The sequence below is a fragment of the Guyparkeria sp. genome (genome assembly GCF_041687595.1).
Lineage (GTDB): Bacteria > Pseudomonadota > Gammaproteobacteria > Halothiobacillales > Halothiobacillaceae > Guyparkeria.
In genome coordinates, this window is sequence record NZ_JAWLBP010000019.1 from 22366 (window position 1) to 33370 (window position 11005).

General features: G+C 67.7%; 8 protein-coding genes. 5 read left to right on the forward strand and 3 right to left on the reverse strand.

Annotated elements, in window-relative coordinates:
• Positions 1-113 precede the first annotated feature (113 nt).
• On the reverse strand, positions 114-2318 hold the full coding sequence (gene uvrD, locus ACESL5_RS04670) for a DNA helicase II (protein ID WP_372591625.1): 2205 nt from the start codon (positions 2316-2318) through the stop codon (positions 114-116).
• A gap of 112 nt (positions 2319-2430) precedes the next feature.
• Between uvrD and ACESL5_RS04675 the strand changes: the two genes are divergently transcribed.
• The 5 genes from ACESL5_RS04675 to ACESL5_RS04695 are packed head-to-tail and all read left to right on the forward strand — an operon-like array spanning position 2431 to position 7773.
• Positions 2431-3216 carry an outer membrane lipoprotein-sorting protein gene (locus ACESL5_RS04675; protein ID WP_372591626.1) on the forward strand — a complete coding sequence of 262 codons (786 nt, stop codon included), beginning with the start codon at positions 2431-2433 and terminating at the stop codon, positions 3214-3216.
• 35 nt (positions 3217-3251) lie between these two features.
• Positions 3252-4568 (forward strand): ABC transporter permease, encoded by a 1317-nt coding sequence (locus tag ACESL5_RS04680; RefSeq protein WP_372591627.1) that lies wholly within the window; start codon positions 3252-3254, stop codon positions 4566-4568.
• Positions 4565-5848: an ABC transporter permease gene (locus tag ACESL5_RS04685; RefSeq protein WP_372591628.1), complete on the forward strand. Its 1284-nt coding sequence runs from the start codon at positions 4565-4567 to the stop codon at positions 5846-5848. Before ACESL5_RS04680 ends, ACESL5_RS04685 begins: the two co-directional genes overlap by 4 nt.
• 40 nt (positions 5849-5888) lie before the next feature.
• The gene (locus ACESL5_RS04690; RefSeq protein WP_372591629.1) at positions 5889-6584 is read left to right on the forward strand and encodes an ABC transporter ATP-binding protein; all 696 of its coding nucleotides are present in this window, start codon (positions 5889-5891) and stop codon (positions 6582-6584) included.
• Entirely contained in the window at positions 6559-7773 is a 1215-nt protein-coding gene (locus ACESL5_RS04695; RefSeq protein WP_372591630.1) for a hypothetical protein, read from the forward strand. Before ACESL5_RS04690 ends, ACESL5_RS04695 begins: the two co-directional genes overlap by 26 nt.
• 10 nt (positions 7774-7783) lie before the next feature.
• Here ACESL5_RS04695 and ACESL5_RS04700 read toward each other — a convergent pair whose 3' ends face one another.
• Positions 7784-9088 carry a Glu/Leu/Phe/Val family dehydrogenase gene (locus ACESL5_RS04700; protein WP_372591631.1) on the reverse strand — a complete coding sequence of 435 codons (1305 nt, stop codon included), beginning with the start codon at positions 9086-9088 and terminating at the stop codon, positions 7784-7786.
• Between the two features lie 198 nt (positions 9089-9286).
• The coding region (locus tag ACESL5_RS04705; protein WP_372591632.1) for a putative bifunctional diguanylate cyclase/phosphodiesterase at positions 9287-11005 on the reverse strand (1719 nt) is incomplete at its 5' end.

An 11005-nucleotide genomic window follows, 5' to 3' on the forward strand; every position in this document is an offset into this window, starting at 1 on the left:
AGGTTTCGGATGATTCAGGATGTGCGGAAAACGGGAGGCATGAGCCGAAAGCTCGAAGCCTGAAGCTGGAAGAATAGCCGCTTCGAGCTTCCGGCTTCCAGCTTCAAGCTTGGCTAGGCCGGTTGCAGGTTCGCATACGACAGGATCAGCCACTTCGCGCCGTGCTGGCCGAAGTTGACCTGCACCCGCGCCGAGGCCCCGGCACCCTCGTAATCGAGGATGGTGCCCTCGCCGAACTTGGCGTGGCGCACGGTCTGGCCGACGGCGAAGCCGGTCTCGTTCTGCTTGTGCGTGCGCGGGCCCGGCTCACCCTCGGGCCGTCGGGCACCGAAGGCCTGCGCCGCGCGGGTCGCGCGCGGGCGGACTTCCTCGACCAGGTCCGGCGGCAGCTCGCCGAGAAAGCGCGACGGCATGGGGAAGATCTGCTTGCCGTGCAGGCGACGTGCCTCGGCGCAGGTGATGGTCAGCTGCTGCTCGGCGCGGGTGATGCCGACGTAGCAGAGCCGGCGCTCCTCCTCGAGGCGCCCCGGCTCGTCGATCGACATCTGGTGCGGGAACAGGCCCTCCTCGACGCCGACCAGGAACACCTGCGGAAACTCGAGTCCCTTGGCCGCGTGCAGGGTCATCATCTGCACGCAGTCCTCCCAGGCCGCACCCTGCGCCTCGCCGGCCTCGAGGCTCGCGTGGGCCAGGAAGGCCTCGAGCTCGCCCATCTCTTCGGCCGTATCGCGATCCATGACGAAGCCGCGCCCGGCGGAGACCAGCTCGTCGAGGTTCTCGATCTTCGCCTCGCCGCGCTCGCGGTCACGGTCCTTCTCGAACAGCGCGCGCAGGCCGCTCTTGTCGATGGTCTTCTCGATCCGCTCGCCCAGCTCGTCGTTGATGGTCTGCTGGTCGATCGCCTCGATCAGGGTCATGAACTGGCGCAGGGCGCCGGCCGCGCGGGGAGAAAGCTGGTTCTCCGCCAGCAGGATCAGCGCGGCATCCCACAGAGAGGCGCCCTGCTCGCGTGCCGCCTGGCGAATTTCGTTCAGTGTCTTGTCGCCGATGCCACGGGTAGGGCGATTGACGATCCGATCGAAGGAGGTGTCGTCGTGGCGATTGGCGACCAGCTTCAGGTAGGCGAGCGCGTCGCGGATCTCGGCACGTTCAAAGAAGCGCAGGCCGCCGTAGATGCGATACGGCATGCCTTCGCGGATCAGTGCCTCCTCGAGCAGGCGCGACTGGGCATTCGAGCGATACAGCACCGCGCAGTCGGCGCGGTCGTGGCCCTCGCGCACCGCGGTGGCGATCTGCTCGACGACGAAGTTGGCCTCGTCCTGGTCGTTGAAGGCGCGGTAGAAGCGGATCGGCGCGCCGTGATCGCCCTCGGTCCAGAGGTTCTTGCCCAGCCTTCCGGCGTTTCTCGCGATGACGCTGTTGGCCGCCTCGAGAATGGTGCGCGTCGAGCGGTAGTTCTGCTCGAGGCGAATCAGGTGGGTATTGGGGAAGTCGCGCGAGAAATGCTGGATGTGCTCGACCTTCGCCCCGCGCCAGCCGTAGATGGACTGGTCGTCGTCGCCCACGGCGAAGATGCCGTTGTCCTCGCCCACCAGCAGCCGCGCCCAGGCGTACTGCAGGGCGTTGGTGTCCTGGAACTCGTCGATCAGCACCTGCCGGAAGCGCCGCTGGTAGTGGGCGCGCAGGGCATCGTTGCCGCGCAGCAGCTCGGTGGCGCGCAACAGCAACTCGGTGAAGTCGACCAAGCCGCTGCGTTCGCAGACGCGCTCGTAGGCCTTGTAGATGACAATCACCTGGTCGCGGATCGGGTCGTCGCCGGGCGCCACGTGGCGGGCGCGCAGCCCCTCTTCCTTGAAGCCGTTGATCATCGAGGCGACCAGCCGCGGCGGGAAGCGGTTCTCGTCGAGCTCCGCCTCGCGGATCAGGCGCTTGACCAGTCGCAGCTGGTCGTCCGAGTCGATGATCTGGAAGCCCTCGGGCAGACCCGCCTCGCGGGCGTGCTGGCGCAGCAGCCGATGCGACAGCCCGTGGAAGGTGCCCACCCACATGCCGTCGACGCCACGCGGACCCAGCTCCTGCCCGTCGAGCAGCGAGCCCAGTCGCCCGCGCATCTCTCCGGCGGCCTTGTTGGTGAAGGTCACCGCCAGCAGCGAATACGGCGAGATGCCCTGCTCGGAGACCAGCCACGCCATGCGGTGGGTGAGCACGCGCGTCTTGCCCGAACCGGCACCGGCGAGCACCAGGGTGGCCAACGACGGGCTGGTCACCGCCTCGCGCTGGGCGGCATTGAGGGGGTCGAGAATCGGATCCTTGGACATGCCGACATTGTACCGAATTCGGCCAACGGACGGTGCCCTGCACCCTGCCCGACTCCGCTTGGTGCTAGCCTTGTGAGTACCCCGCGATCTCGCGGCACGGGAGGGACCCGCCATGCGCCATATCCGTTTCGACCGGCACGCCACGAAGGCATCCGCCTCGCTCGCCGCCCTGCTGGCGATCGCACTGGCCTGGGCCGGCCCGGTCCACGCCATGACGGCGGAGGAACTGGTCCGCCACATCGACCGGCTCTGGCAGGGCGAGACCTCGCAGGCGACCATGACCATGACGGTGACCACGCAGCGCTACGAGCGCGAGATGACCCTCCAGGCCTGGTCGCTTGGAAAGGACCATTCGCTGGTCGTGATCGAGGCCCCCGTGAAGGATCGGGGCATCGCCACGCTCAAGGTCGAGAACCAAATCTGGAACTACCTCCCCAAGATCGACCGCGTCACCCGTATCCCGTCGAGCATGATGTCCGGCTCCTGGATGGGCAGCCATTTCACCCACGACGACCTGGTCCGGGAGAGTTACTTCGAAGACGACTACCGCTCCGAGATCACCTTCGCGGGAGAACGCGACGGTCGGCTGATCTACGAACTGACCGCCATCCCCCACCCCGACGCGCCGGTGGTCTGGGGCCGAGTGGAAATGGAGATCGAGCAGGAGACGCTCGCGCCGGTGTCCGCACGCTACTTCGACGAGAAGGGCGAGCTGGTGCGCACCATGCACTTCGAGGCGATCGAACGAATCGACGAACGCCACGTCCCCATGCGGCTCACGCTCCAGCCGCAAGACAAGCCGGACGAGTCGACGGTGATCTCCTACCGGGAGATCGAGTTCGGCGTCCCGCTCGATACGAGCTTCTTTTCACTGCAGAACCTGAGACGACCACGATGACTCCCGGCAACCGTCCGGTCGACACGGCCTGAGACATGCCGCGGAACGTCCTCGGCATCGGCTCATCCCCCCGGCTGGCGCGACCGGCCCTGCTGGTGTTCGTCGCATGGCGCAACCTGTGGCGCAATCCGGTTCGCAGCCTGCTCACGGTCTCGGCCCTGGCCGGCGCGCTGGTGATGGTGATCCTCTACGCCGCCTTGCTCGAGGGCATGCTCACCCAGATGGTCAGCTCGGCTACCGAGCGCACCACGGGCCACCTGCAGGTCCACCGCCAGGCCTTCATCGACGACCGGGACCTGTACGCGACCCTCCCCGGGTCGCACCTCGAGACCATCGAGGCGCTCGACGAGGGCATGGCCGTCACCCCGCGGCTCTATGCCGCCGGCCTGGCCAGTGCCGACCAGACCTCCACCGGCGTGATGATCCAGGCGATCGACCCCGACCGCGAGCCCCGGGTCACCGACATGCTCTCCCACGTCCGTGAGGGAAGAGCCCGGCTCCAGCGCGAGGGTCCGGGGCATGCCCACCCGGTGGTCATCGGCTCGCAGCTGGCCAGGAACATGCGTATCGCCCCGGGCAGTGAACTGGTGCTGGTCACGCAGGCCGCCGACGGCAGCGTCGGCAACGCTATCTTCCGCGTGACCGGCGTGCTCAAGCCCATCGCCCCCGACTTCGATCGCATGGGGGTGCTGCTCTCGATCGATGCCTACCGCGAGCTGATGTCCCTGGAGGACGGCTTTCACGAACTGGCCGTGCACCTGGATGACCCGGACGACATCGCGACAACACAGGTCCGGCTCGACCAGGTGCTCGCCGACCTCGCCTCGGCCCAACCGCTCGATGAACTGGGCGGGCCAGCCGTGGTGCGCAACTGGCGCGAACTGAACCCCACCCTCGCCGACATGCTCGCCCTGAGCGAGACATTGCTGCTGGTCATCGGCCTGATCGTCATTTCGCTGGCCGCCATGGGGGTGCTCAACACCATGCTGATGGCGGTGCACGAGCGCTCGCACGAATTCGGCATCCTGCTTGCCATCGGCATGAAGCGCCGCTGGCTGCTCACGATGGTGATGTTCGAGTCTCTGTTCCTCGGACTGGTGGCCGCGGTTCTCGGCGTGACGGCCGGAATGCTGCTGGTGGCGTATCTCGGCGAGGACGGTATCGATTTCAGTGCCGCCCTGCCCGAGGGATACGACTGGGCCGGCATGGTCTTCGAGCCGGTCATCCCGCTGGCCCTGGAAGCCGGGCATGTCATCGAGGCCGTGCTCCTGATGCTGGGCATCACGCTGCTCGCCGCAGCCATCCCGTCCTGGCACAGCACCCGCCTCAAGCCGGCGGAGGTGATGCGGTGAGCGCGGGGGCAAGACACGCCCACCTACCCGCGGCCATGCTGCTGCGCCTGGCATGGCGAAATCTCTGGCGGCACCGCCGACGCACGCTGATCACCCTGGCCTCGATCGCCTTCGGTTTCGGACTGGCGATCCTGTTCATCGGCATCGGCGACGGCGGCCACAACTCCATGGTCCGCAACGCGATCAGCCTCGGCGAGGGCCACCTGACCGTCCAGCCGCCCGACCACCTCGTGGCGCCGGCCAACCACAAGTACCTGGCCGACGGCGAGCGCATCGAGCGAACACTCGACCGGCTGGACATCGAGGGCCACGTCGACCCGCGGATCTCGCTGCAGGTGCTGGCCAGCACGGCACGCAATTCGGTGCCCGCCGGACTGGAGGGCCTGGACCCGGTCACCGACCACCGCACGGCGATTCTGTCCCCGCGGCTGGTGGCAGGCGTTTGGCTGGAACGGGACGATGCGCGCGGAATCGTCATCGGCGACGGCATGGCCAGCCGGCTCGAGGCCGACATCGGCACCCGGGTGGTGCTGATGGCCGGGGATCAGACGGGCAACTCGCAGGCACAGCTGGGTCGCGTGCGCGGCATCTTCGACTCGGGCGTCGACGAGCTGGACAACTTCCTGGTACTCGCCGACATCTCCCTGGCACGGCATTTTCTCGTCGGAGAAGGGGCCGATGCCGAGCAGAAACCGGTCACCCGCTTCGCCGTGTTCCTCGACGACCCCGATGCAATGGCCACCTGGAAGCCACGCGTGGCCGAGGCGCTGGCCGACGAGCCGGTGGCCGTGCTCGACTGGCAGGAGATGATGCCGCAACTGGTGCAGTTCATCCTGATCGACGACGCCGGCAATTATGTCTTCCTGCTGCTGATCCTCGTCATGGTGATCTTCGGGATTCTCAATACCGTGCTGATGAGCGTGCTCGAGCGCACACGCGAATTCGGCTTGCTGCGGGCACTGGGCCTCGGGCGCGGCCACCTGTTGTTGCTGGTGTTCTGCGAATCGCTGCTGCTCAGCCTGCTGGCCGTGGCCGCCGGCTGGCTGATCGGTGGCGGGGTACACCTCTGGTTCTCCCATCACGGGCTGAACCTGGAGGCGCTGATGGGCGGCAGTACCGCGATGATGGGCACCTTCATGGACCCTGTGATCCGCACGGAGTTGTCGACCGAGCGGGTGATACAGCTGACCGCCATCGTCTTCGGCGCCACGATGGGCAGCGGCATCTACCCGGCCGTGAAGGCCTCGCGGGTCACCCCGGTGGAGGCGCTGCGCACATGAAACACCCGGCCGCACGGCATGACTTTCAAGGGGGACGACAATGACGCTTCTCAGGCTGGAGGGAATCGGCAAGTCCTACCGCCAGGGCGAGGTGACGATCGAGGCACTGGCCGACGTCGACCTGGTGGTGGAGACCGGCGAGTTTGCCGCGCTGGTCGGTCCGTCGGGCTCCGGCAAGACCACGCTGCTCAACGTCATCGGCGGCCTGGACGCACCCAGCACCGGGCGCGTGCTGCTCGACGGCACCGACATGACCGCCTTGCCGGAATCCCGGCTGGCGGAGTTCCGCCTGTTCGAGCTCGGGTTCGTCTTCCAGGCCTACAACCTGGTACCGGTGCTCAGCGCCCTGGAGAACGTCGAACTGGTGATGGTGCTGCAGGGACGCCATGCGACCGACCGGCGCGAACGGGCCGAACACTACCTGGAACTGGTCGGGCTGGAGGGAATGATGCACCGCCGACCGGCCGCGCTGAGCGGCGGGCAGCAGCAACGCGTGGCCGTCGCCCGTGCCCTGGCTGCGGGCCCGCGACTGGTGCTCGCCGACGAACCGACCGCCAACCTCGATTCGGAGAACGCCACCGCCCTGCTGGACATCATGCACCGCCTCTCCCACGAGGAGGGCACCGCGTTCCTGTTCTCCACGCACGACGTACGGGTCATGGAACGGGCCGAACGCATCATCCGGCTGCGCGACGGCCGGATCGTGAGCGATGACCGTGTGGAACCCGGCCACTGATCGGGGCTCGGGCCTCGTCGGCTGCCTCGCATGCCTGCTGCTCGCGGCCGCGCCGATTTCGGCCGCCGAACTGACGGGGCGGGCCTCGCTGCTGGGCACGGCTGGCTGGGCGGGATCAGGGGACCTGGGCGCCACCGCCTCCGGGAGCGAACGTCTCACCGGCGACCAGCAGGCCCTGCGCCTGATGCTGGACGAGGCCGGAGAGCACGGGGAATGGTCGCTGCACGTGAACACCCGCCGCCTGCATCTCGACGGGATGCCCCTGCCCATGCAGGTGCCGGTCGATCGATTCCGCTACCGCTCCCTGGCCCATGACTGGATCGACGATCAGGGTGCGGACTCGGTCACGCGCGCCGGCTACGCCGTCGACCGGGCCTTCTATCGGCATCGCTTCGACCAGCTCACCGTCGGCATCGGGCGCCAGCCGATCGACTGGGGAACCGGACGATTCTGGCAGCCGATGAACGTGTTCGGGGCCTTCGCCCCCACGGACCTCGATACCGACTTCAAGCCCGGCATCGACGCACTGGTGGCCGACTGGTACCCGTCGCCCCTGTCCTCGCTGACCGTCGCCTGGGTGCTCTCTCCGCAGCACGATCCCGCCGAGGACAGCGCGGCGGCCTATTTCCGCCGTCAGGTCGGGATGCAGTCGGAGCTGGCCCTGCTCGCCGGGCGCGTGCGGGGCGAGAACGTCACGGGGGCCGCCCTGCAGGGCGAAGTCAGGGGGATGGGCTGGCGCGTCGAGGGCGTACGCCACGGCATCGGCCAGGGAGAAGACGGGGGGCTGTCCTGGATCGCCGGGGTGGATTACCAGTTGCGCGACGGAACGCTACTGACGGCCGAGTGGCGCGACCACGGCGGGACCACCATTCCGAGCGAACCGCTGACCGCGGACACCATGCGCCCGGAGGACCGGCGCGTGCTCGGCCTGGGCGCGAGCCGGGACCTCACCCCATTGCTGCAAGGCGGCTACACGTTGCTCGTCAGCCCCCTCCGAGGTGCCGACGGGTCACGCGAGTTCTCGTGGCTGCACCAGTTGAACCTGACCTGGTCGATGAGCAACGAGTCGGACCTGCTGCTGTCCCTGCTGCACGCCGACGGCCGGGGCCTGGATGCGACCGGTCACCCCCGGTCGGCATTCGGTCACCTGCCGACCACCGTCACCCTGCGCTATCGCCACTATTTCTGAGCAGCAACCATCAGGGGCCGGTGTCGCCGCAGAAGTAGCGCTCGGAGCCCAGTCCGTCCATGGCGATGGCGATGCGCTCGATGCCCTGTCGATAGGCGGCCGAACGCAGCGATTCCTCTTCCGCCACGGCCCGGCCGAACACCAGGTCGGCCTGCTCCCCCAGCCGGGCGGACAGCTTCTGCTCGATCTCCAGCTCGCTCCAGTAGTCGCCCATGCGGTTCTGCACCCACTCCATGTGGCTGACGATCACCCCGCCGCTGTTGGCGAGCACGTCGGGGATCACCGTCACGCCACGTTCGTGCAAGGTCCGATCGGCAGCGTTGTTGACCGGGCCGTTGGCGATCTCGAGGATGGTCTTCGCCCGGACCGAATCGACGTTCTGTTCGGTGATGGCGTTCTCCAGGGCGGCGAGCACGAGAATGTCCACGTCCAGCGCCAGCAGTTCCTCGTTGGACAGGTAGTCCACTTCCACCTCCGAGCAGACGGAGGCCTCGCAGTAGACCTGGCCGGCCAGTTCCTTGGCCTCGTTCTTCCGTTCCCAGATCGGGAGCGGATCGAGCCCTTCCTCGCGGTAGATCGCCCCGCGCGAGTCGGCGATGGCCACCACGCGGTACCCGGCATCATGGGCCAGCCGGGCGAAGTGGAAACCGGCATTGCCGAAGCCCTGCACCGCCACCGTGGGGTGATCGTCGGCGCGGCCGTTGCGCCGCTCCCAGATGTTGAGCACCTGCAGCGCGCCGCGCCCGGTCGCCGCCGTCCGCCCCAGCGAGCCACCATGCCCCGGGGGCTTGCCCGTGATGACGCCACGCCGATGCTGACCGGCGGCCTGGCGGTACTCGTCGGCCATCCAGCCCATGATGGTCTCGTTGGTGTTCACGTCGGGCGCCGGGATGTCGCGATCGGGACCGATCACGTCCAGCAGGGCGCGGATGTAGCCCCGCGACAGGCGCTCGAGCTCCAGCCGGGACAGCTGTTTCGGGTCGACGCAGATACCGCCCTTGGCACCACCGAAGGGCAGGTCGACCACGGCGCACTTGACCGCCATCCAGAAGCTCAGGGCCTCGACCTCGTCGACGGTGACGTTGGGGTGAAAGCGGATGCCGCCCTTACCCGGACCGCGTGTGTTGTCGTAGAGCACCCGCCAGCCGGTGAACACCTTCAGCGACCCGTCATCCATGCGCAACGGGATCTCGACCTCCACCACGCGATTGGGCTGGGACAGCCGTCGTCGGGCATCTTCCGAGATGCGCTCGTGGTCCATCAGGGGCTTCAAGTGCACCAGCGCGTCCGCCAGCAACCCACCGCTTTTCGTCATGACTGCTCCTTATATTTCGGCTCGTATGACCGGTTCGTCCCGCTCCTGCAGACGCCCTCGATTCAAGCCTAGGGAACCTCTGCACGAATAGCCAATGCGCCTGGGTTGCCGACTCGTTCGCCATCAAGGCGCCGGCTTGTTGCCCGTAAAGAAACGACACCACCGAGGGCAGGCAGGGGATAACCGCCCCGGGCCGCCTCAGGCCCTCCCGCCATGCGACGAGCGGTTCCGCTCTACCAGGCCAACGAACTCCTCGGCCGGCACCGGCGGGCTGAACAGATAGCCCTGGTAGGAGTCGCAGCCGCTCTCCCGCAGGAACTCCAGTTGCGCATCCACCTCGACACCCTCGGCGATCACCGACAGCCCCAGGGCATGGCCCATCGCAAGAACCGCACTGGCGATCTCGCGGTCGTCGTGGTTTTCTGCCAGGTCGTCGATGAAACGCTTGTCGATCTTGAGCACGTCGATGGGGAACCGCTGCAGGTAGGCCAGCGAGGAATAGCCGGTACCGAAGTCGTCGATGGCCAGGTGTACGCCCAGTCCCTTGAGCTGGCCCAACTGGGCCACGACCTTGTCCTGCTGCCGCATCAGGGCGCTTTCGGTCAACTCCAGTTCCAGCCGGTCGGCCGGGTAGCCGGTTTCCTTCAGGATCAGACCGATCCGGTCGACCAGTTCGGCATCCCGCAGCTGCCAGGCCGACAGGTTGACCGCCAGCCGGCCCGGCAACTGCCCGGCATCCAGCCACACGCGGCCCTGCCGACAGGCCTCCCGCAGCACCCAGTCCCCCAGCGGACCGATCATGCCGGTCTGCTCGGCCACCGGGATGAAATCGGCCGGCGACACCAGCCCGCGCTCGCCGTCCCGCCAACGAACCAGGGCCTCGGCACCGATGATCTCTCCGGTCTCGACATCCAGTTGCGGCTGGTAACGCAGTTCCAGATCGTCGTTCTCGATGGCCCGACGCAGGCGCGTCTCCATCTCGATCCGCTGACGGGCACTGGCGGTCAGGCTCTCGTCGAAGAAGCGGAAGCCGCCCCTCCCCTCCGCCTTGGCCCGGTAGAGTGCGGCATCCGCCTGCTGGAGCAGCTCCTCCGGGGTGCCGCCGAAGGTCGGGTAGAGGGTGATGCCCACGCTGGCGCCCAGACGAACTTCGGTCTCGTCGCCCAGCTGCCAAGGATCGCTGAGCGTGCCGATCAGCGCCTCCGCCAGGCGGGCCAGCTCGATCTCCGAGCCGAAATCCTCGCTCAGCACCGCGAACTCGTCCCCGCCGAGCCGGGCGAGAAAGGCCCCGCCCAGCAGGTCATCCAGCCGCGAGGCGACCTGGCGCAACAGTTCGTCACCGACATCGTGGCCGTAGCTGTCGTTGACGTCGCGGAAGCGGTCGAGATCGATCATCAGCAGCCCCAGCCGGCGCCGGCCGGGGGCGCCGATCCGGTCGCGCAGGTGGGTCAGCAGCAGGGATCGGTTGGGCAGGTCGGTCAGCGGATCGTGAAGACTGAGGAAATCCAGCTGCTCTTCGGTGGCCTTGATTCGCGACAGGTCGGTGAACATGTGCACGATGCGGTCGCCCTCGCCCACCAGCCCGTCGACCCGGTTGATGGTGCGCAGCTCGGGGAAGGTCTCGCCGCTCTTGCGGCGGCTGGTGAGCTCACCCTGCCAGTGCCCCTCGCGAGCCAGTTGCCGGCGAATCTCGCCCCAGGGGTTGCCGGTCGGCTCGGCGTCGAGCAGGGTCACCGGCCGACCGAGCACCTCGGATTCGTCGTGACCGGTCAGCTCGCTGAAGGCACCGTTGACCCGGATGATGCGTTCCTCGGCATCCGTGAAGATCACGCCCTCGAGGGTATTCTCGATCACCGCCGCGGCCTCGCGCTGGCTCCGCTCGCTCTCGCGGCGATCGGTAATGTCGGTAATCACACC

Bases quoted from the DNA above. Each gene is read 5' to 3' on its own strand.
- ACESL5_RS04700 (WP_372591631.1), bottom strand. From the start codon at position 9,088: ATGACGAAAAGCGGTGGGTTGCTGGCGGACGCGCTGGTGCACTTGAAG.
- ACESL5_RS04690 (WP_372591629.1), top strand. From the start codon at position 5,889: ATGACGCTTCTCAGGCTGGAGGGAATCGGCAAGTCCTACCGCCAGGGC.
- uvrD (WP_372591625.1), bottom strand. From the start codon at position 2,318: ATGTCCAAGGATCCGATTCTCGACCCCCTCAATGCCGCCCAGCGCGAG.
- ACESL5_RS04675 (WP_372591626.1), top strand. From the start codon at position 2,431: ATGCGCCATATCCGTTTCGACCGGCACGCCACGAAGGCATCCGCCTCG.
- ACESL5_RS04680 (WP_372591627.1), top strand. From the start codon at position 3,252: ATGCCGCGGAACGTCCTCGGCATCGGCTCATCCCCCCGGCTGGCGCGA.
- ACESL5_RS04695 (WP_372591630.1), top strand. From the start codon at position 6,559: ATGACCGTGTGGAACCCGGCCACTGATCGGGGCTCGGGCCTCGTCGGC.